The 20,653-nt window shown below is 60.5% G+C and carries 11 protein-coding genes and 9 pseudogenes; 11 read left to right on the forward strand and 9 right to left on the reverse strand.

Features of this window, described 5'->3' with window-relative positions:
• Positions 1 to 56: 56 nt before the first annotated feature.
• Positions 57 to 716: pseudogene (locus MFF64_RS34770) on the forward strand (IS3 family transposase); the annotation flags it as partial.
• Between the two features lie 77 nt (positions 717 to 793).
• A pseudogene (locus MFF64_RS34775) lies at positions 794 to 1,024 on the forward strand (hypothetical protein); the annotation flags it as partial.
• A 290-nt stretch (positions 1,025 to 1,314) separates the two neighbouring features.
• On the opposite strand, the gene MFF64_RS34780 reads toward MFF64_RS34775, so the two are convergent.
• Both MFF64_RS34780 and MFF64_RS34785 read right to left on the reverse strand, forming a co-directional pair.
• Complete coding sequence (locus MFF64_RS34780; RefSeq protein WP_238193656.1) at positions 1,315 to 2,160, reverse strand: hypothetical protein; 846 nt, start codon at positions 2,158 to 2,160, stop codon at positions 1,315 to 1,317.
• Positions 2,161 to 2,171: 11 nt separating this feature from the next.
• On the reverse strand, positions 2,172 to 2,894 hold the full coding sequence (locus MFF64_RS34785) for a hypothetical protein (protein ID WP_238193657.1): 723 nt from the start codon (positions 2,892 to 2,894) through the stop codon (positions 2,172 to 2,174).
• Between the two features lie 199 nt (positions 2,895 to 3,093).
• On the opposite strand from MFF64_RS34785, the gene MFF64_RS34790 reads away from it, so the two are divergent.
• A complete protein-coding gene (locus tag MFF64_RS34790; protein ID WP_238193658.1) occupies positions 3,094 to 3,327 on the forward strand; it encodes a hypothetical protein in 234 nt (77 codons plus the stop codon).
• Between the two features lie 128 nt (positions 3,328 to 3,455).
• The gene (locus tag MFF64_RS34795) at positions 3,456 to 4,421 is read left to right on the forward strand and encodes an SLATT domain-containing protein (protein ID WP_238193659.1); all 966 of its coding nucleotides are present in this window, start codon (positions 3,456 to 3,458) and stop codon (positions 4,419 to 4,421) included.
• A 343-nt stretch (positions 4,422 to 4,764) separates the two neighbouring features.
• On the opposite strand, the pseudogene MFF64_RS34800 reads toward MFF64_RS34795, so the two are convergent.
• Positions 4,765 to 5,034: pseudogene (locus tag MFF64_RS34800) on the reverse strand (transposase family protein); the annotation flags it as partial.
• Positions 5,035 to 5,235: 201 nt separating this feature from the next.
• Between MFF64_RS34800 and MFF64_RS34805 the strand changes: the two are divergent.
• The gene (locus tag MFF64_RS34805; RefSeq protein WP_238193660.1) at positions 5,236 to 6,957 is read left to right on the forward strand and encodes a PfkB family carbohydrate kinase; all 1,722 of its coding nucleotides are present in this window, start codon (positions 5,236 to 5,238) and stop codon (positions 6,955 to 6,957) included.
• A gap of 262 nt (positions 6,958 to 7,219) precedes the next feature.
• Positions 7,220 to 8,056: pseudogene (gene tnpC / locus MFF64_RS34810) on the forward strand (IS66 family transposase); the annotation flags it as partial.
• Between the two features lie 280 nt (positions 8,057 to 8,336).
• On the opposite strand, the pseudogene MFF64_RS34815 reads toward tnpC, so the two are convergent.
• Positions 8,337 to 8,675: pseudogene (locus tag MFF64_RS34815) on the reverse strand (IS6 family transposase); the annotation flags it as partial.
• A 236-nt stretch (positions 8,676 to 8,911) separates the two neighbouring features.
• Here MFF64_RS34815 and MFF64_RS34820 point away from each other — a divergent pair.
• Positions 8,912 to 9,232 (forward strand): annotated as a pseudogene (locus MFF64_RS34820) (DDE-type integrase/transposase/recombinase); the annotation flags it as partial.
• A gap of 267 nt (positions 9,233 to 9,499) precedes the next feature.
• Positions 9,500 to 9,913 (forward strand): annotated as a pseudogene (locus MFF64_RS38270) (toll/interleukin-1 receptor domain-containing protein); the annotation flags it as partial.
• Between the two features lie 334 nt (positions 9,914 to 10,247).
• On the opposite strand, the gene istB reads toward MFF64_RS38270, so the two are convergent.
• A complete protein-coding gene (gene istB, locus MFF64_RS34825) occupies positions 10,248 to 10,979 on the reverse strand; it encodes an IS21-like element helper ATPase IstB (RefSeq protein ID WP_238193661.1) in 732 nt (243 codons plus the stop codon).
• The gene (gene istA / locus MFF64_RS34830; RefSeq protein WP_238193662.1) at positions 10,979 to 12,487 is read right to left on the reverse strand and encodes an IS21 family transposase; all 1,509 of its coding nucleotides are present in this window, start codon (positions 12,485 to 12,487) and stop codon (positions 10,979 to 10,981) included. Before istA ends, istB begins: the two co-directional genes overlap by 1 nt.
• Positions 12,488 to 12,620: 133 nt before the next feature.
• Between istA and MFF64_RS34835 the strand changes: the two genes are divergently transcribed.
• Positions 12,621 to 14,870 (forward strand): WD40 repeat domain-containing protein, encoded by a 2,250-nt coding sequence (locus tag MFF64_RS34835; protein WP_238193663.1) that lies wholly within the window; start codon positions 12,621 to 12,623, stop codon positions 14,868 to 14,870.
• 695 nt (positions 14,871 to 15,565) lie between these two features.
• Entirely contained in the window at positions 15,566 to 15,832 is a 267-nt protein-coding gene (locus MFF64_RS34840; RefSeq protein WP_238193664.1) for a hypothetical protein, read from the forward strand.
• Between the two features lie 311 nt (positions 15,833 to 16,143).
• Here MFF64_RS34840 and MFF64_RS34845 read toward each other — a convergent pair whose 3' ends face one another.
• The 3 genes and pseudogenes from MFF64_RS34845 to MFF64_RS34855 form a co-directional block, all read right to left on the reverse strand.
• Complete coding sequence (locus MFF64_RS34845; RefSeq protein WP_238193665.1) at positions 16,144 to 18,471, reverse strand: hypothetical protein; 2,328 nt, start codon at positions 18,469 to 18,471, stop codon at positions 16,144 to 16,146.
• Between the two features lie 673 nt (positions 18,472 to 19,144).
• Positions 19,145 to 19,609, reverse strand: a pseudogene (locus MFF64_RS34850) (IS6 family transposase); the annotation flags it as partial.
• A 129-nt stretch (positions 19,610 to 19,738) separates the two neighbouring features.
• Positions 19,739 to 19,831 (reverse strand): annotated as a pseudogene (locus MFF64_RS34855) (IS6 family transposase); the annotation flags it as partial.
• A 57-nt stretch (positions 19,832 to 19,888) separates the two neighbouring features.
• On the opposite strand from MFF64_RS34855, the gene MFF64_RS34860 reads away from it, so the two are divergent.
• The gene (locus MFF64_RS34860) at positions 19,889 to 20,584 is read left to right on the forward strand and encodes an IS6 family transposase (protein WP_238193666.1); all 696 of its coding nucleotides are present in this window, start codon (positions 19,889 to 19,891) and stop codon (positions 20,582 to 20,584) included.
• Positions 20,585 to 20,653: the final 69 nt, after the last annotated feature.

Raw genomic sequence — 20,653 nt, forward strand, 5'->3', positions numbered from 1 at the left:
GCCCAGATCACCGCGCCGCCTGACCAGCCTCGTCACCCAAATCCCCGCATAGCTCCTACGGCTACCGGCGACTGCACGTCCTGTTGCGGCGGGAGGGCTGGATCGTGAACCACAAGCGCACCTATCGGCTCTACCGGGACGAGGGGCTGTCGATCCGGCCCAAACTGCCGAAGCGCAAACGGGCCTGGCGCTACCGGCAAGGGCGGCCCGCGGTCGGCGGCCCCAACGAGGTCTGGGCGATGGATTTCGTGTCCGATAGCCTCTTCGACGGACGTCCGTTCCGGATCCTGACCGTGGTGGACTGCCACACGCGAGAGGCGCTCTCGCTGACACCGAGAGCCACCTTCCGCGCCTTCCAGGTCGTGGAGGTTCTTGACGCGCTGGTGAGGCTCCGCGGGAGACCCAAAAGCCTGCGGGTGGACAATGGGCCGGAATTTGCCGGGCGGATGCTCGACCAATGGGCTTACCTGAACGGGGTCGAGATCGACTTCTCCCGTCCGGGCAAGCCGACGGACAACGCCTACATCGAGGCCTTCAACGGCCGCCTACGGGCGGAATGTCTGAATGCGTCGTGGTTCTTGTCGCTCGCCGATGCCCGCGCGCGCATCGAGGAATGGAGGTGCCATTACAACGAGGACCGACCCCACACGGCCCTGGGCGGCTTGACGCCTCGCGCCTTCGCCAACCAAGCTGTCACAGCCCGAGAACTTGCATAGGCCGTGGACCACAAACCGGGGCAGGACCAGGCCCACGGTCCACTAACATTCCACTCGGGCAACCTCCTGGGGGCTGATCAAGCGAGCGCCTCGGCTGCTATCGCTGGATCGTTGAGCGGACCCTGATTTGGCTCGCCCGCTGTCGCCTCGCCATCCGCTACGAGCGACGTCCCGACCTTCATCTCGCCTTCAGCCTCGCCTGGACTCTCATCTGCCAAGCTCAGGCAAAACGGTTTTGCCCCTTGTGGAAAAGCCTCCTGTTTGCGCGAGGCGCGAGGCGCGATCGGACCGCATCGCCCTCAATCTGACTAATCGACCACGGCTGCGTCAGTGTTGCCGTTGCCGTCGTCTTGTCATTCGCAAATAGACTTTTCAAAGACGCAAAGCGAAAACGTAATGCCCGGCTGAGTAGTTGATAATACGCAAACAGCCGCGGCTTCCTCTCTCATTATAAACAAGTAAAAAAAGACAAAAGTGATGAATCTCCAAAAGATAATGCAACCGGCCATTTTCGCAAACGCGTCGCTCCTTGACAACGTTCGCACCACGCCGTGCATCCGGTGGTTGATCACGTTAGCGCACATCAGAGGGCGAACAACTAGGCCATTGAGCTGTGTGAAGTTTGTGAAATCAAACTGTTTATCCCCTTCGCAACTCGCCTTGGCGACCCGATCGGAAAATCAATGATTTTTGTACAAGAGTAGTGCGCCCCTATGCAAAACAAGGCGCCAGTGTCACAATACATAGGTAATATAATTCCATATTTTTCGCGACACGCCTCTTTTGCTTCTGCCCAAATCTGCGCATAACGTTTTGCTCCTTTATAAATAAACGGATTACAGGTGGGCGGCATCACTAATATTGTTTTATGAAAGTGATTTCTGGCTTTTAATTCTCCAATCTCCCAAAGTGTTCCCGCGTTTGCTGAAGGAATCAATATTATATGGTAAGCTAAATCCATGCCAGACTGAATTTTTTTCTGCCATTCCGAAACTAATCCCGCAGTAGACAGGCCGAATTCTAATTCGCCGCGACTACCTAGGCCAATGAGTTGCGAGGTCGGCTTGTAGGCATCCGCGAACACTCGCTCAAGAGCATCTATTCCTGGACGAGCATAGCGGTTCCATGCGAATAAATCGAGCACTGATTCCGTTCTCACAACAAAGATCCCGCTGATATCGAATGGCCTTAGAAACAAAGAAAATGAACCATGCTCCATATTGGCGATTTGTTCGAAAGTGTAGACCGTCCTAGCATCCGCCTTCCTTTGATTTGACTTCAGTGCCAGTCTGACGACAAGCACGCCAATGGAAAGCAAAGCGATTCCAATGCCTACCGATTGTAAAAAGATACTGATGTCAGCTTCATGCCTGCGTGGACCAAATGTTACAATGTAAATTGAGAACAGGCCAAGATATATAAATATAAATCCAATCCAAATCATTCTCGATGCCCCTAGCTTTTGAAATCGTAGCTTTTAACGATTTGATTGACCATCGCATCAAGGCTCTGGTCGGGGCGCATTTGTACGCAGGTTAAACTGGCTGCTAGATTGCTATTTGTAATCCAGACACCTACATGTTTTTGCTGAAGATATCGACCCTGATTGCTTAATGTAACTTCGAATTTAAAATATTTTGCCGAATGTTTTGATGTATCATTCTCTATGGCTCCTCCTTCAACAGACAGCGCATTATTATTAGGCGCCTTAGCCTGGAAAGAGTAGATAATTAATTCTTTTTGATAATAAACCACATCATCGTTGAATTTGCTCATTATTCTGACATGCTCTTCAAGTGGAATCACTAAGCTCTGACATATTAAGACGTCGTTTAGGTGAGTTAATATGATCTGCCGTCCTTGACGCCTTGCATTCCAATCGGCCGTAAAATCGGCCAGCATTGTAACTGTCCCATGATCCAGTACAGGGACATCCTGTTTCGCTGCTATAAAATTTGTATCAGTTGATGCAGAATGCTCAGTATTGGCCATATCAAGTGCTAAATCAGCCGCCATTGATGCGCCTGATTCCACTTTTATATCGTGAGTTTCATTCGGCTTAAATATCTGATAAATTATAGAAAACAAAAAAAACCCAAGGAAAACTATAAAAAACTGCTGTTTGCCGCTTAATGGCAGCTTCAATGAGCGGTTAGTATTATCAGACGAGCCTGGCATCGCACACGGACTCCAACGGACAATCACGATGATAGCATAGGCCGACTTCTAGTGAAAGGGATACTGAGTTGGGGTTATATATGTTATAGCAAAGCGCCGGTTCAGCTTGCTGAACCGGCGCTGAGCTTGGCGCGATAAACTGGTCCGCACGGAGCGCAAGTTTTTCTGGCATCCTGAGCTCCGACGGAGGATGGATGCCATGCCTCACAAACGCTTCACGACCGAACAGACCGCCATTGCGCCCAGGCAGCCGGAGAACGGCAGCACGGTGGATGAGGTCTGCCGGAAGATGGACGGGCACTGTCACATCTCGCAAGTAAAGGGCATTCTGGAGCTGTTTGTCGCGATGTTCGTGCCAGCTAAGTCGTTGAAAATGCAAGAGGCGCATTGTGCCACCCGCCTGCTATTGGTTAGTAAAAAACCGTTCCCGTGACAATGCCGGTAGCTGGCTTGGTCAGGCTGTGATTCGATGGGCAGCTCTCGCAGGAGTGCGGCCATGTTGTCAGTCTTGTCTGCCGATCTGCGCAAGCGGGTCCGTCGGCAGCAGCGCAGGAGTCTAGAATGGCAATTTCAGTCGAAGAGCTAAAGCAGAATCCTGCTGTGGCGACGGCGCGCCGGAAATTCGAGGAAGTTGATGCAGAGGCAGTTAAGTCTCAGATGCAGTTCAAGCGCGAGATGAGTAGGGCTAACCTAGCCATATGCTTGTCTGCACTCTTCGGCGGTCTCCTCCTTGCGGCCGGCATCTTCGCTGGTGCAGTGGATGGCACCAGACGCTTCGCTTGGGTGCGGTGGATCCCGACGATGCTTGGCATTGCCGGAGGCGTTGCCGGCGTGCTCGGATCGATGTGGCTCTTTCGGGCGCGCCAAGGCGAACGCCTGAAGCGCTGGATGAATCGTCGGGCCGCGGCTGAGTCGGCCCGCCGGGCCATGTACGTCGAACTCGCCAAGGCGTCCCCCTCTGCTGGAGCCGACCCAGTTGAGGTGGCGCTAACCAAGCTCGACCTCATCGTGACCGAACATGTTGAGGATCAGCGGAACTGGTATGCCCGCCGCGCGGGAGAGCACCGCGAGTCCGCTGATCGGAGCCTCGCCATCGGCGGTATCGCCGTGGGCTTGGGCGCGATCGCTTCCTTTGCCGCTGGCGCCGCGGCAACCGCAAATTCCATCTATGCGGCCCTTGGCGCGTTCAGCGTCATTGGTGCCGCGCTCGCCACTTTTGCTAGTACACGTGAGGAGATCCATCAGGATCGCCGCAATGCTGAGCGTTACGAAAACGCGCGGGATGCCCTCGATGATTTGCTCGGGAAGGTGGAGGATGTTAGAGACACGATCCGAAAGGGCGCGACCGACGCTCTTCAGGCCTTCGTTCTCGCTGTCCATGACCAGTTTCTAGCCGAGCATCGCCAGTGGTTGCAAGGTCAAGAGCGGCAAGAGGCCGTAATCGGCCAGCTTGAGGAGACGCTGTCAAAGCTACGCGACAGTACTGCCAGCCGTGAGGTCCCGGTGACATCGCCTCTGCGGCCGTAAGGACGATGCCGGCGTTGTCACACGAGGGCTTGTCACGTTGGCTGGCCTGCTGGATTGCCGAGTCCGATGGAGCGTCGTAGCCGAGCTGCATGAGCCCGGCGCTCCATGCGCGTCCGGTCGAGGTCACGCCGCAGGCGGGCGATCTCGGCCGCCTGATCCGCCGGGGATGCAACGGGGCAACACCCGCATGCGCTGCTTGATCGGATGGTCGATGCCTCGCATCGACCATCCGCCTCCGACGGTGAACAACCCGACGCTGGAGCGCCGCCCGGGAGGGGACAGCCTTCCTGTTTTCAAGAGGTCAACTGTCGTAGCGCCTGCCAGGGCTTGACCCGCGATAGAGTCGCCAGTCAATCCGCGTGCGAACCGCGTCGGCGGCCTGCCGATCGGTCAGCCCCTCCATGAACTGCATGAGCGTCGCGAGCGCGAGCCGGGCCGGTGCCTCTGCGGGCCGTCCTCGGGCCGGGAACACGTCGGCGAAGTCGCGATCCTCCACGACCCTATGCAGGTCGTCGTAGAGGCGCATGACCGGATTGCCATTCGGAAAGATCGCCCGCGCGACCTGCGCGGTCTGGTCAGGCACGACGTACGTGCGCTTCACGTCGAGCGACATCGCCCACCCCTGGCTGGCTTGGGGCCGCATCGTCGCTCAAGCGCATCGCGCGGGTCGTCCTCTCATCGCAGGAGGCACGCCGAATTCGCCGCCAATATCACCATTAGCGCCCGAGCCCACCGCCACCGGCGTGGGTGATTACCTTGACGGCGCAGGAATTTATTGGAAACTCGTCGCTAAGTTGCGATGAGGTGTCAAGGCATGTCAGATCATAAGCAAAAGCCGCTTGTATTCATCAGCTACAGCCACAAGGATGAGCCCGAAAAATTGTCTGAGGGTGAGGTAAAATGGCTTTCGTTTGTACAAACCTTCCTCGGGCCGGCAGAGAAGAATGACACGTTAGAACTCTGGATCGACCGCCATATGCTTGGCGGCGCGGACTGGGATCCCGAAATAGAGATGAAACTGCGTTTGTGTCAAGTTTTTATTCTGCTCGTCTCAAGCAATTCGATGGCCTCAGATTACATCGTTGGTAAAGAAATCGCGATCATTCGTGAGCGGCAGAGGCTCGGCGAGCCGGTTTATTTCTATCCGATTCTCATCACTCCAACCCCGAAAGCCGGGCTCGACAAAGTCAGAGACAAGAACCTGCGTCCCCTGGACGGCAGACCACTATCTAGCCTGTCCTATTCAGACCGGTGCCAGGCTATGTCGGATGCTGCTGATGAGATTGAGGCCGTTGTCCTCGCCCTGCCTCAGCCACCATCTCAAAGGTTCAATATGCTCCGTAGTTCCGAAGAAGCTTCAAAGGCGGAAGAACAATTTCGAGCAAACACTGACGCCCTCCGAAAAGCTGATCTATGTACAGGCTCATACTATGAAATTTGCAATCGAGCTAGCCTTGCTCCCAATGAGGCATTTGACATATTTACCGTCAGCGCTCATAATGAGGATGTGATATACAAAGTAGACAGATTAGCGCCCGACTACGAGACGCAGATTCGAAACCCAGATCGGTCTCCGGGCGGCTCAGGCGCAAACACGGCTTTCGCACTTGCTCAACTCGGCGGTGTGCGGGTTGGAGTTGCTGGAGTGATAGCCAACGACGGCCGAGGTCAACGCTTGAGAGCAAGTCTTCAATCTGTTGGAATCAACACAAACAAACTGCATATTGAACAAAGTATTGGAGACTGTTTTACAGGAAAAACGATCGTGTTTTCAGATCGTGATGGCCGCAGATCGATTTTTCTTGAGCAAGGCGTAAACGGTATATTCAAGCAAGTGTCAATTCGGAGATCGATTGACTACAAGTACGAACTTTCGAAGAGTCGTGTTGTCCATATTAGTTCTTTCGGATCTGAGGATGAGAAAGTATTTTGCGAAGAGATGGCGCTTGGATTGAGCAGAGATTCCTTGCTTACATTTACTCCAGGCTCTCTCTATAGTAAACGCGGTCTGAATTATATAGAAGGATTCCTAAAAAGAACTAATATTGTATTTTTGTACCAAGATCAGCTCGAGTCCCTGATGTTTTCACCTCGAGCGGCGCGAGTCGAGGATGTCGAGAAGCTGATTGAGAATTTCTATAGTTGGAGAGCGAGTCGAGGGCATAATGAGCCCATAATATTATCGGTTAAACGCCAGAGCAAGCTAGGACCACTTCCAGCCCGCGACTACTGCTTGATTGCGTATGGAAAGGAGGGCGTCGAAGGCGTGATTACTCCCGAGCCAGCTGAAAACTTACCACTCGAAAATTTCAGCGCTTCGTTCCAACTCGGAGCGGGTGACGCCCTCGCCGCTGGCGTAATATTTGCAGTCATAGCTGGTCTAAGTCCTCAAGCAGCCGCAAACTCTGGTTATCTTTTTGCAACTTTTGCTTCGACGAGCGTTGATGCAAGGACTGGTCTCTCTTCACATGCAAATTTTCTCCGAGAAGGTATTGCGTCCATTCGCCGAAAGGACATAGCCTCAGCTGGACTTTAGCCCTATCAGGCTGGGTAAAAAGTGGCGTCGGTGAGGCGATTGCGAATTCCGACGGAAGCCGGCCGCCGGCACTGTAACGGCAACTGAGCTGCGGCCGTAGGAACAGCAGGACTGGCCGGGGCGTTGTCACGGGAACGGTTTTTACTTGCCGAGGGGGGAGTCGCAGCACAGCGCGCCTGATGCAATTTCAACGGCTTAGCGCACAGCCCACGGGCGGCGGACGGGCCAAAAACAGCCTCTACTTGCTAGATGTGACAACGCCCTGAAGACCTTCCAGGCTCTGTCCTACGAGCGGCTGCAGGCAGCGCTGTCCGACCTGTTCGGGCTGACCCTCAGCCAGGGCGGGCTGATGAACCTGCTTCGTCGCGCCCATGGGCAGTTCCGCCGCGGTCGCGAAGCGGCGGTCTCGGCGCTGCACCGGGCCGCGGTGGTCGCATCGGATGAGACTGGCGTGCGCATCGAGGGCAGCAACGCGTACCATTGGGTCTTCCGCTCGGACGAGGCGGTGGTGCATCACGCCGCCCCGACGCGAGCTGCCGCGGTGGTGCACGCGATGATGGACGGGCACCGGCCCGCGGTGTGGATCTCGGACCGCTACACCGCCCAGCAGGGGCACGGCGAGCGCCACCGGACCTGCCTGGCCCATCTGGCGCGCGACGTCGCCTATGCGGTCGAGGTCAGCGACGATCCTGTGCCGCTGCGCCTGCAGCTCTGGCTCGGGTCGGTGTTCAGCTTGGCCGAGCGCGTCACCGACTTGGCGGCCTCGACCCTGGCCGCCAAGCGCCGGACGCTGGAGCGGCGGCTGTCGGAGATCCTCGCCGTCCCGAGCCAGTGCGATCTGACGCACGCGCTGCAAGCCAAGATCGGGCGGGCTCGCCACCAACTCCTGGTCTTCCTCGACCATCCCGGCCACGTGGCGGTCACCAATAACCGGTGTGAGCGGGCGCTACGCCCGGCGGTGGTGCAGCGAAAGGTGACAAATGGCTATCGGGCTATGTGGGCGGCCGCGGGCGAGGCGGACGTGCGCACGGTCGTCGACACCGCTCGCCTCGCGGGCGCCGACACCTTCGGCATCATCCTCAAGACCATCCGCGCCTGATCGCTTCCTGCGCTTCACCTCATCACCGACAAGATCAGCCGGCTCGTGCACCGCGCCGAACCCCCTGAGTAATTACATCTCGCATACGTTTTGCCGATTTTGAGACATCTTGGCCCAACCCGATGCATTCTATGTATGCGAGATCGCGTTCCGCGATTCGAAAGTACCTCGACGAGAACGTTCAACTGATTGTCGGGATCCGTCGCAGATTGAACTGGACTGTGCGCCCCACCCGAGCATTGCTGTGGGCACAGGGTCCGCGGCACGCGCTGGACTCCTCTCTCTTGTCGCGCCGGGGCTGCACGAGCAGATCCAGCACCTCGCCTTCAGCGTCGACCGCCCGCCACAGGTACATGCGCCGACCCTGAATCGTGACTACTATCTCATCCAAATGCCACCTGCTCGCAGGGCGGGGCCGCAGCCGGCGCAGGTTGCGGGCGAACACAGGTCCGAACTTGATCACCCAGCGCCGGACACTCTCGTAGGTGGTCTCAATCCCGCGCTCGGCCAGCAATTCTTCCACATCGCGGTAGCTGAGCATGAAGCGGAGATAGAGCCAGACGGCGTGGCGGATGATCTCGGGCGGGAACTGGTGGCGAGCGTACGAGACGGGCTGCATACCCCTGTCCTATCCCGAGCCATGCGAGCCGGCCACCGCTTCGTGTGACAACGCCGCCCGCCGCGGCCAGGACCGGCCGCCTCTGCAACTGCCTTCACGTCTGTCGTCATCGTTCTCACCCCTGCCGCGGAGACCGTCCGCTAACGGGGTGTCTCAAGCAACCGTGGGGCGGAGGAGCTCTTATGGCGCGGCCAGACGCGCGTTGCGTCTCTCCTGCCGCCACGAGTAGGGTCTGCGTGGCACCCGAGACGTGGGTCACAGACAAGTGACCGTCCTACGGAGCCGCGCTTCGTGAGATGAAGTTGAGCCGCGCGGGGCACGTCCAGCGCAAGCGAGCCAACAACCGGGCCGAGAGTTCGCATGTGCCGGTGCGACGACGAGAGCGGAAGCTACAAGGCTTCAAGTCGGCTGGTTCAGCCCAGCGGTTCCTGTCGATGCACGCGGCCACCTACAACGTCTTCATGGTTCCTCGCCACCTCGTCTCGGCTCCTACGTACCGGCTCTTCCGAGCCGAGGCGTTCGCGATGTGGCGCAGTGCGGCCGGCGTGGCGGCCTGAACCAGGCCAGCGTTGGTTTTCTTGCGGCCACGTCCGACAACGTGACGAGCCCTCCGATGCACCGGCTATTCCGAGCCGAGGCGTTCGCGACGTCGCGCCGTGCGGCTGGCGTGGAGGCCTGACCCGGGCGAGCGCAGGTTTTCCCGCGTTCGCATCCAACAACGTGACAAGACCCGCGTTCATGCCGCCCGGCTACGCCGCCCGAACAGACGCGGCAAGCCGGGACGCCGCTCAATGTGACAAGCCCGTCAGGAGGTCGAACGCGCCATGCTCGATGATTGGACACAGGGTGAAGCTCCACCGGCACCTGAGGCCGCTCCTCGGGAGTCCGGTCATCCTCCAGGTGCGTCCACGGTCGGCGAAATCCGAGCATTCTTGTCTTACTCGCGTCAGAACCTCGTCGAGGCCGACCAGCTCGCCTCCGTGCTGAGAAAGGGCGGGATCCAGGTCTGCATGGATCGCTTGAATATCGAGCCGGGCGACGACTGGCAGGAGCGGATCTCCGGTCTCATCTTGGGCTGCGAGGTGTTTGTCTTCGGGATTGGCCCCGCCTCGGCTATGTCTCCTATTTGTGACTGGGAGATCAACGAGGCGGAGCGGCTGTCCAAGCGCATCTTTCCCGTCAGGCTGCTCAATACCCTGGACTCCGAAATTCCGCGCCGGCTGCTGCGACTTCAGATCGTCGAGATGCACGTGCCGGGCGAGAGGATCGCCAACGCGGCGAAGCTCCTCGATAGCATTCGGGTGGACGCGCGCTGGACGCGCGAGCACACCCGCCTTCTCGAAAGAGCCGAGAGTTGGAAGCGGTCTGGAAGGAAGTCGGGTTGGCTAGGATGTCAATCGGCGTCCAATCGGGACCCGGGATCGGCGTCCAAAAAGGACCCACCTGCTGGAAGGCCTCGTGGCCACAGACGCAGAGATCGACGTCGCGGAGCCGGTCAGGGTGAGCGCAGCGGCGTCGATCTCGTCTCCAGCCTGCCACCCGTCCGGTCGCGGCCTGCCCCGGCCGGCTTCGTCAGGTGCGCGTCTTCAGCCGCCAGCTGGCGTTGCCGGTCTCCAGGATATCGCAGTGGTGCGTCAGCCGGTCGAGCAGCGCCGTGGTCATCTTTGCGTCGCCGAACACGCTCGGCCATTCGGCAAATGGCAGGTTTGTCGTCACGATCACTGAGGTGCGTTCGTAGAGCCGGCTGATCAGGTGGAACAGCATCTGGCCGCCCGCCCGCGGGAACGGCAGGTAGCCCAGCTCGTCCAGGATCACGAGATCGGCCCGCGACAGCTGCGAGGCAAGCCGTCCCGCCTTGCCCGCGCGGGCCTCCGCCTCCAGCTGGTTGACGAGGTCGACCGTGTTGAAGAAGCGAACTCGTGCTTCGCGCTCGCGCACGCAGTTGGCCCCGATGGCGATGGCCAGATGCGTCTTGCCCGATCCGGTGCCGCCGATGAGCACGGCGTTGCGGCTGTCGGTCAGGAAGTTGCCCTGATGCAGGTCGCGCACCACCGCGGCGTTCACCGGCGAGGTCGCGAGGTCGAACTCGGCCAGCGTCTTCATCACCGGGAACTTGGCGTTGCCCATCCGGTAGGCCGTCGCCCGGCTCTGCACGTCGGCCAACTGCGCGGCGAGCAACTCGCCGATCACCCGCTCGGGTGCATGTCCGCGCTTGCCGGCCTGGGTGATCACCTCATCGTAGGCCGCGCGCATCCCGCGTAGCTTCAGCTTGACCATCAGATCGAGGACGGTGTGGCGCTCCATCACAGCACCTCCATCACGCGTAGGCCGTCGTAGCGGGCGCAATCGGCCAGCGGCTCCAGGTCGAGCGTCAGGGACGCGGGCGTGAGCACGGGAGCGGGCAGGTCCGGCTCGTTGGCACGGGCCAGCAGGTTGAGCACGGCATCGGCGCTGAACAGGCGTATGGACAGGGCCGCACGGCAGGCCGCCTCGACGGCGTCCAGTCCGGCTGCCGGCACCGCCGAGAGGATCTCGACGAACTGGCGATCACCGTCGGTGTGGGCCTTCAGCCGCTCGCGGATCTCCGCGAGGCCCGTCGGCAGGTCCCAGTCGCGGAACGGTTCGCCGTTCCTCAGAGCGCCGGGCTTGCGAGCCAGCACGGGCAGATAGTGCCAAGGATCGTAGATGGTCTCATTGCGTCCGAAGCGGCGCCCGTGGTCGGCAATCGGCTCGCCGTTCAGGAAGACGAGGATGCGTTCGGCGTAGGCACGCAGCTGCACGCGCCGGCCGGCAGCTCGCGCGGCTACCGAGTAGCGATTGTAATCGTAGCGCACGAGGCAGGTGCGTGAGGTGGCAACATCGACCTCGTGGAAGCCGTCGAAGGGGCCGCGGTAGGGGATCAGCGCCGGGCGTTCCTCGGCTTCGAACACTTCGCGCACCGTGCGATGCCTCTGGACCGAGTGAGGCGCGGTGGCTGCCCAGTCCAGGCAGCGCCGTTCGAGCCAGCAGTTGAGGTCGGCCAGCGTCTCGAAGCGGAGGATCGGCTTGAAGAAGCGTCCGCGGGCGGTGCGCACCTGGTTCTCGACCTGCCCCTTCTCCCAGCCCGCACAGGGATTGCAGGCGGTCGGCTCGACGAGGTGGTGCGAGCACATCTGCAGGAAGCGGCGGTTGAAGGTGCGCTGACGGCCGACGAAGATCGTTGCCACGGCCGTCCTCATGTTGTCGTAGATGCCGCGTCGGCAGGAGCCGCCGAAAAGTCGGAATGCCCGCTCGTGGGCGTCGAAGACCATCTCCTGCGTCTCGCGCGGATAGGCGCGCACCAGGAAGAACCGGCTGTGGCAGAGCCGGATGTGGGCGACCTTCACCTGGACGGTCGTGCCGGCCAGTCGCACGCTCTCGTGGCTCCAGTCGAACTGGTAGGCCTCGCCGGGCGCGAAGGCGAGCGGCACGAACACTCCCTGAGCCGTGGCGGCCCGTTCGGCGAAGAACTGCTGAGCGTAGCGGCGCACTGCATCGTAGCCGCCGGCATAGCCCTCCTCGCGCAGCCCCTCGAACAGGCGCACGTAGCTCAGCCGCTCCCGCTTGGGCTTGGCCAGCTCCTCGGCGAGCAGGGCATCGAGGCGAGCGAGATGGCCGTCGAGCTGCGGCCGTGGCTGATGCTGGCGCTTGTAGGCGAAGGCGGTCTTGTCCGAGCGCAGCGCCTTGCGCACAACCTTGCGGGACAGGCGCAGCTCCCGCGAGATCTCCCGGATGCTCTTGTGCTCGTTGCGAAAAAGCCGCCGGATTTTGGCGATGGTCTCCACGATCGACATCCCCGGCTGCCTCCCTGTCCCGGACGGGATGGGAGCATGACGTGAGCTGCCGGGGGTGGGTCCCGATTGGACGCCGATCAGCCCTTCAGCCGGGTTCTTTTTCCACGCCGATTCTCAGCTAGGAGGGCGGGAGTTGACCGAGGCGGAGAGCTGGCTCGCCCAGAGGCCCGCCTCCGCGCAGGCGCCGGCACCGCTTCACATCGAGTACATCCGGGGCAGTCGCAGCGCCATCGTCAAATGGCGCGCATGGCTAGTCTTCGCCGGGGTCTCGGCCGCGCTGGCCGTCGCGGCGATTGTGGTGCTGCGCTACGATGCCGAGGTGCGGGAGGACTCGTCGGCTCTGCTCGACTCAGCGACCCGCGCCGCTACCCTCGTGAACAGCCCGCGCCAGCGTGAAGGATTGGTGACAGCCGTCTCTGCGGGGCGCAGGAGCGAGCAGCTGTTCGGGCGCGTCATTCCCGGCGTCTTCGCGCCGCTCCTCGACGCGCTCGCCCGGGCGCGGGAGGTGCTTCGGGTAGACGACCCTGGTCGGCAGCCGCGCGACATGCGGGCCTCGGACAGCGGCGAGGTCCTGCTGCTCTACCGACGGGACCAGGACGACGTCGGTGTGTCCGAACTCATTGGGGCGACCTGGACTTTCGGCGCGACTCCGAAACGAACCGAGATCAAGGCGGGCCGGCGTAGCGACGACGTCGCGCTCTGCCCAAGAGGGTCCTGCTACCTCGTCGGGCAAGGCGGGCGAATGGCGGTGCTCGATCCGCGCGGGAGCACGCTGTGGCCCGATCTTGAGAAGGCCATGGCCGCCGACCTCGATCCCAGCGCCGGCATACTCTACCGGGTGACCGCCGCCGGGAGCCTCGTTCGGCGCGGTCGGGGGCGGAACGACCGCGACAAGGTCCTTCGCACCGGCTTCCAGGATGCCGAATCCGTCCAGGTGTCGCGCAACGGACAGTCGGTGCTGGTGCTCGCCAGACAGGGCGCGCACCTGCTCGACACAAAGACGGGCCGCTGGTCTGACTTCAGCGTCGCGTCGTGCCAGTCCCGCGCCTCCATGTCCGCCGATGGATTGTCCGTGCTGTGTGCCGCACGCCAAGGCGCAGTGGCGCGCTTCACGACGACCTCGCGCGAACCGGAGACCATCGCCAGCCACGGGCTAACGACCGTAGGAACCCTCGTCACCGGCCCCCTGGCCGGCCAATACGCCATCGCGAGTTCCTACGGCGGTTCTCTCGCCGTCTTCCGGGACGGCGAGAGAACCGCCGGCCCATTCTATGGCGGCGAGGCCAGCCGGATTGCGTTCCTGCCGGACGGGATGCACATCGTCGAGATCGGCTGGCTCGACCGGCAACTGAAGCTCTTCGAACTCGGTGCACAGCCGCTCCGGGCCGAGATACATCCATTCGGAACCGATCTGACCCGGATCACGTCGTGCGGTCCAGGCCGATGGGCTGTGGGGGCTTTCGACGGCCGGGTAGGCATGTTCGGCGAGAGCATCAAACCGGTGCTCTGGGCGGCACATGATGGGCAAGTGAACCGGATCGCGTGCCTGAGCGACGGGCGGATCATGAGCGCGGGCGACGACGGCGGCCTTCTTCTGACGAGCGATGGCCACACGACGACACTGACATCCGGATCCGAGCAAAAGTTTAGGACCTTCGATCTACTGCCGGGCGGCCAGGAATTGCTGGCAACCGACGGCAAAGATGTCTGGCGCGTGCGCCTCGACGGAACGCGCAAGTTCCTGTTCAAATCTAATCTCGAATACGTCTGGCGTCTCGCTGTCGACAGCAGGACAGGGCTCGTGTTCCTAGGCTCGCCGGGCGGCGGAACGGTCGAGGTACGCAGGTTCGACGGTGCAGTCGTGACCGCCCCTTACCGCGCGCATTTCGGCGCCGTGAACAGCTTGGCGCCGCTCTGGACTGGACGCGAGATCGTCACGGGCGGGACCCTGGGGACGACCGACATGATGTCCCTGTCCAAGCGCCGGCTCGACGGACGGTTAGAGACGACCGCCAACGCTCACACGGCCATGACGAAAGACCTCGCTGTGGACGATGATGCCCGGCTGATCGTGTCCGCGGGGGACGACGGCCAGGTGCAGTTCTGGGATGAGAACCTCGCCAAGGTCGGACCGCCGATCCTGCGAACCGGGGCGTTCGTCGCATCGGTGGCCTTGTCCCGGGACCGGGAGCTCGCGGCTGTGTCCGGCAAGGAGGTCTATACGGTTCGATACGGCCCGGGCGATCTCTTCGCTCAAGCATGTCGGCGCCTGCTCGGCCGCTCGCCCGACGCCTGCTCGGGACGGAGCCCGGATCCGGCCTGCGGCGCGTGCCCGGCTGCGTCCGGGGCATCGAAAGCCTCCGAGGCGGGCGCCGGACCATGAGAGCCGGGCTTGTCACGTTGGGCTTGGTTACTTGCCTCTACCGAGGGGCCGAGCGGCCGCCGTTCGTTAAATTTCAACGACTTAGCGAAGGCGGTGTCGCCATTTCGAGCCTAAAAACGGCCTGTACTCGCCCAACGTGACAGGCGTTGTCACGAGAACCTGAGCGCGGTCGTAGAAGTGGCAAGACCTGCCTCATCTCAGGCCGCAGTGATTACCTTCTGCCATGCGTCCGCTGGGCTTGTCACGTTCGGCTTTATTACTTGCCTTTACTGACAAGCCGAGCGACCGCCGTTCGTGCATTTTCAACGACTTAGCGGGCAGCGGCGTCGCCGTTTTGGGCCTCAAAACGGCCTATACTCGCCCAACGTGACAAGCTAATGCTACGCGCGGGCGCAGATCAACGGACAAGGTTGTCGGCATGGCCGCCTCCTTGCCCCATCAACCCCTGATCATCCAGCATAGCTTCCGATCGGACGAAACCCGCTCTAGCGGAGCCATCGCGAAGGCCGCCGAGGAAGGCAAGGCAGTGGCGGTCAGCGTGGCATGCCTTCAACTGTGAACGAGACTGCGTTGGCACGCCTCGCGCAAATCGTACTCTTACTCTCAAGTGCCGCCGTTCAGCCGCTTCACGGCGCTTCTGACCGCGCAGCTCCCGCTGCCCTGGTTCGCCAGCGGCCCACCCCCATATCTGCGCGATGACGCTGCAGATCGATTTCACCCATGACGTCGCCGCCCGCTGCATCGAGAAGCTGACGGAGGCGGGCTACACGCCTGCTCCGGCCGATGACGAGGAGGCGATCTACACCTACGTCAGCATCCGGCACCGGCGCGTGCGGCCTCGGCCCCGCACCGTCCACACTATGAGCCGACGCAGGTGCTGTCATCCCTGCCGCTCCGCTCAAGTTCGTGTGACACCGTCGACCAAGGACATCTCAGATGGAAGAGAATGTCACACAACCTGATTGAACAGGCGTCATCTTAAAGTAATCACCCACCCCTCGTCGGAAGGCGTTTTTGCTGTCGAGTCAGCGTCTTACGCCGATATCGAGCCGCGATCCCGCTCATAGTAATTGTGAGTGAGAGGTCAGTCATTCGGCCAATCGCGGTGCCGGTTTAGTGGTCTCTTCTGAAACGTGACTAGCTTGAGGCCGGACACCCCACCATTGGACTCGCATCCCGGGTGTGACGCGAAATTCCGAATTTTCGCTATGTAGCTGATGGGATTGAGCTTTCGGTGCCGATGAGGGGGTGGGTGATTACATCTTAAATTACATTACCAGGGTCGGGTAGGTGGTGTGGTGAGTTCAATCCTGATTGTCGGGAAGCGGTTTACAATCCAGACAATCATTTCACTGATGCCGCCTGACGGGGCGTCGTGAAAGCGGTCCCTTATACTTTTCAGCAAGACCTCCGTCGTCTTGCCGACTGCCGTAGGGTATTTGAGGAAATGGATCACAGCTGCAATGTGCTCATCTTGCGATCGAGTTTGAAGTAAAGCATCTATCAGCGTAGCCCAACGCTCGGCTTCATCCAAAGCATCCGCTCTCGCAAGACCAATTCGGGCAAGCTGTAACAGATTTGAAGTTTGATCAGTGCTGAGCTTGGTGGTGAAGGCCGCAATGATCGTTGCTAGAGTGCCACGCTCGCTGGAGTCATCACTACTCTGGAGAGCCCTTAGCAGCGGGCCCAGTACAGCACTGGCCCGCTCGGAACTGAGCTTAGGGGCTAGTACTCTGAGAACATCAATAAGTCCGCCACGCTCGCCGGAATCATCACTGGTCTGGAGAGCCCTAAGCAGTGGGTCCATGACAGCGCCGGCCTGCTCGGTCGTGAGCCTAGGGGCTAGTATCTTGAGAGCGTCGGCAAGGTAGTAGCGGTCACCAGTATCGGTGCTGGTCTGAATGCCCCTGAGCAGCGCATGGAGAGCAGGGCTGGTCTGCTCAGCGGCCAATCGGACGGGCAGCGCTCCAATGGTAGCGGCCACCCTACTGAGATCACGGGGACTAGAGCTGGTCTGGAGCGCCTTTAGCAGCGGGTCCAGAACACCACGAGCCTGTTCAGCCGCGAGTTGGACGGGCAGCGCCGCGACGGCCGCCGCTAGCTTACGACGGTCGCCGAGCACAGTGGTGGCCTGGAGGGCTCTGAGGAGCGGATCCAGCACCGTGCCGGCCCGCTCAGGGGTAAGCTTAGGGGCTAAGCCTTCAATAGCCGCTGCTAGTTTGCTACGTTCGCGGGAATCATCACTGGTCTGGAGAGCTCTGAGTAGTAGGTCCACGACAGCGCCGGCCCGCTCAGCATTGAGTTTTGGGGTTAAGCCTTCAATGGTCGCTGCACGCTCACGGCGCTCCCGAAGATCGGCGCCATTCTCAGGGACCTTGAGCAGCACGCTTAAAACGGTATTGGCTTGCTCAGCATTGAGCTTAGGCGTTAACGTCTTAAGGGCCTCGGTAAGTTCATAGCGCTTGGCCGACATGCTGCTTGTTAGGAGTACCTCTAGCAATGTATCCAGGACGGCACTGGCCTGCTCCTCGGTAAGTTGAATGGGCAACGTCTCAATGGCTGCCACCAGTTCACGATACCCGCCGAGCGTGGTGCCGGCCTGAAGGGCCTTGAGAAGTGGATCCAGGGCGGCACTGGCCTGCTCAGCGGTGAGTTGAACGGGCAGCGTCTCAATGGCTGCCGCCAGTTCACGATATCCGCCGAGCGCAGTGCCAGTCTGAAGGGCCTTGAGAAGCGAATCCAGGACAGTTTCGACCTGCTCAGTGGGAAGAGTGCGGTTTAGGGCCCTGACTGTGTCGGCAAGCTCGACGCGCTCGCCGAGATTGGCACTGGTCTGGAGGGCCTTGAGGAGTGGATCCAGGACGGCACTGGCCTGCTCAGTGACGAGTTTAATGGGCAACGCCCCGATGGTCGTCGCTAGCACACGACGCTCACCCACTGCAGTACTGGTTTGCAGTGCCCTCAGCAGTGGATTAAGGGCTGCGCTGATTTTCTCGTCTGTGCCCATTCCAACGGTTCGCGCCAGCCGCTCCCCTTCTCTGCTCAATGTCCTGATGTGAAAAGGAGCTTGTAACCAGAACATTTTGAAAACGGGTCTGGAAACTGTCGCAAGCCTCCATGCCCCATTAACGGCATTGATATCCAGTTCGCTCCAAATTGAGCTTGCCGCGTTTTCGATAGAGCGTTGACGGGTCTGCCAAGTTGAAAATCCTAACAGACCAACCCCGAGTACAAGAAGCGCTACTACGATTAGTCGCCAACGATTATGTCGCCGTCGCTCTTCTCGACGCAGAATCGGGACCAGATCGACCGGTATTTCGTAGAGTCCGGCGAACAACTTAGAAAACTCGTTTTCTAGTCGCGCTGATATCCTCGGAAATAGCCAGTAAAACCGTCGGTAGGAGCGCATATCGGCCCAGTCCCATCGCTCCGATATTTCTTCGAGCCTTCCGGGGTAGCGGTTTTCCGGAGCGCCAGACCCCAGGGTCACAAAGATCCGACTCGGATCCTGGAACGACTTCCAGTAAGTCTCAATTTCCTGCTCAACCCAGTTGGGGGAACCATCGATGCGCGGCACAAAGGCGCTGGCTGTTGAGATCACGACTAATCGTCGTGAGCTTATCAGAGCTGGGACGATATGTTGATTCCAGAAGTCTCGACTGGAGCGCTCAAATCGTATATCCAGGAATACTTCGCGCGGCTTCTCTAGACGCTCGCGTATTGCTGGAGGGAGCTGTGATAGAAGCTCTTTAGGTGGACGGTACTGCCGAAGTTTGCGGCTGAGCCACTGGGCAACGCGCCCCCCTTGCACACGGCGGTAGGAGATGAAGATATCATACGTACAGTCAGAGGTAAGGGTGCCTGTTCGCACAGGAGCTAATGCCTCCTGAGAAAGCATTTGTCCCCGTGGCGCATCCCGCCCGAGATGTGACACTGCATAAAGTGCTAGAATTTTGAATATATCCTTACCAAATCTCCTTAGCATTGTCAAGGCTAACGCAATACAAATATTTAAGATATACCTCGCTAGAAGTTTTCCTTTCGCACTCCCAATTCTAGCGCTTATTTTCACGTTCTAAGCATCGCAATCAGGGCGGCCTCGTCGGCTGATGCGTCACAGTAAACGAATACCGTACCACCGGAAAGGAGGTTGGAATAGGCTTGAAGGGCGTTGTCACGGGCTTGTCACGTTGAACGGCGTCCCGGCTTGCGGCGGGTGATCGGCGTTGTCACGTTGTCGGACGCGGCTGCAAGAAGACCGACGCTGGCCCGTTTCAGGCGGCCACTCCCGCCGCACGGCGCCACGTCGCAAACGCCTCGGCTCGGAAGAGCCGGTGCGTACGGGCTGAGACGAGGTGGCGGGGAACTGTGAAAACGTTGTAGGTGGCCGCGTGCTGGGACAGGAGCCGTTGAGCTGAGCCGGGCGACTTGAAGCCCTGCACCTTCGCCTCTCGTCGTCGCACCGGCACGTGCGAACTCTCCGCCCGGTTGTTGGCGCGCTTTCGCTGGACGTGATCCGCCCGGCTCAACTTCAACTCACGAAGCGCGGCTCCGTAGGCCGGGCACTTGTCGGTGCCCCACGCCTCGGGTGTCATGCCCTGCTTCTTCAGCAGCTTGCGCATCAGCTTCTGGGCGGCTCGCCTGTCCCGCTTGGCCTGGACCAGCACGTCCAGCACCTCGCCTTCGGCATCGGCCGCCCGCCACAGGTACATCTGCCGGCCGGCGATCTGGACGACCATCTGACACTGTTGGCGAATTCCTGCGGCCCCTCTGGCGGGCTGTCCCACGCAGCCGCTTCCCGAGCGGGTAGCCCCTACGATGGCTCGCTTCCCGCGGCCCAGGTTGGAATTCGCCAACAGTATCACCATCTCGTCCAGGTGCCAGCGCCCGTGCGGCTTCGGACGAGGGGCGCGCAGCCGGCGCGCGATGGCAGGACCGAAGCTGAGCACCCATCGCCGGATAGGCATTGTCACATGAAACGGTGGCAGGCCATCTTGGGTCGGGGTAGGGCAATGAGCATGCAGCCCATCTCGTACGCTCGCCACCAGTTCCCACCCGAGATCATCCGCCACGCCGTCTGGCTGTATCTCCGCTTCACCCTCGGCTACCGCGACGTGGAGGAACTCCTGGCCGAGCGCCGAATCGAGACCACCTACGAGAGTGTCCGGCGCTGGGTGATCAAATTCGGGCCCGTGTTCGCCCGCAACCTGCGCCGGCTGCGGCCTAGGCCTACCAGCACGTGGCATTTGGATGAGATGGTGGTCTCAATCCAGGGCCGGCGCATGTACCTGTGGCGGGCGGTCGATGCCGAAGGCGAGGTGCTGGATCTGCTGGTGCAGCCCCGGCGCGACAAGAAGGCAGCCGTGAAACTCATGCGCAAGCTGATCAGGAAGCTCGGCTTCGCTCCCGAGGAGCTGGTAACCGATAAGCTGGGCTCCTACGGCGCGGCCAGACGCGAGTTGCGTCTCTGCTGCCGCCACGAGCAGGGCCTGCAGAAGAACAACAGGGCAGAAAACTCTCACCAGCCGGTGCGACGACGAGAGCGGAAACAGCAGGGTTTCAAGTCGCCGGGATCAGCCCAGCGGTTCTTGTCGATGCATGCGACTACCTACAACACGTTCTACGTTCAACGTCATCTGATCCCCCGCCGCACACCCCGCCAGTTCAGGGCTGAGGCGGCGGACGCATGGCAGAAGGCAACCACTGCGGCCTGAGGCAGGACACGACCGAGCTATGCGGGGATTTGGGTGACGAGGCTGGTCAGGCGGCGCGGTGATCTGGGC

Origin of the sequence: Methylobacterium frigidaeris, from assembly GCF_022179185.1 — a bacterium.
Taxonomy (GTDB): domain Bacteria; phylum Pseudomonadota; class Alphaproteobacteria; order Rhizobiales; family Beijerinckiaceae; genus Methylobacterium; species Methylobacterium frigidaeris.

Bases quoted from the DNA above. Each gene is read 5' to 3' on its own strand.
- MFF64_RS34795 (WP_238193659.1), top strand. From the start codon at position 3,456: ATGGCAATTTCAGTCGAAGAGCTAAAGCAGAATCCTGCTGTGGCGACG.
- MFF64_RS34840 (WP_238193664.1), top strand. From the start codon at position 15,566: ATGACGCTGCAGATCGATTTCACCCATGACGTCGCCGCCCGCTGCATC.
- MFF64_RS34780 (WP_238193656.1), bottom strand. From the start codon at position 2,160: ATGATTTGGATTGGATTTATATTTATATATCTTGGCCTGTTCTCAATT.
- istA (WP_238193662.1), bottom strand. From the start codon at position 12,487: ATGTCGATCGTGGAGACCATCGCCAAAATCCGGCGGCTTTTTCGCAAC.
- MFF64_RS34790 (WP_238193658.1), top strand. From the start codon at position 3,094: ATGCCTCACAAACGCTTCACGACCGAACAGACCGCCATTGCGCCCAGG.
- MFF64_RS34860 (WP_238193666.1), top strand. From the start codon at position 19,889: ATGCAGCCCATCTCGTACGCTCGCCACCAGTTCCCACCCGAGATCATC.
- MFF64_RS34805 (WP_238193660.1), top strand. From the start codon at position 5,236: ATGTCAGATCATAAGCAAAAGCCGCTTGTATTCATCAGCTACAGCCAC.
- MFF64_RS34785 (WP_238193657.1), bottom strand. From the start codon at position 2,894: ATGCCAGGCTCGTCTGATAATACTAACCGCTCATTGAAGCTGCCATTA.
- istB (WP_238193661.1), bottom strand. From the start codon at position 10,979: ATGGAGCGCCACACCGTCCTCGATCTGATGGTCAAGCTGAAGCTACGC.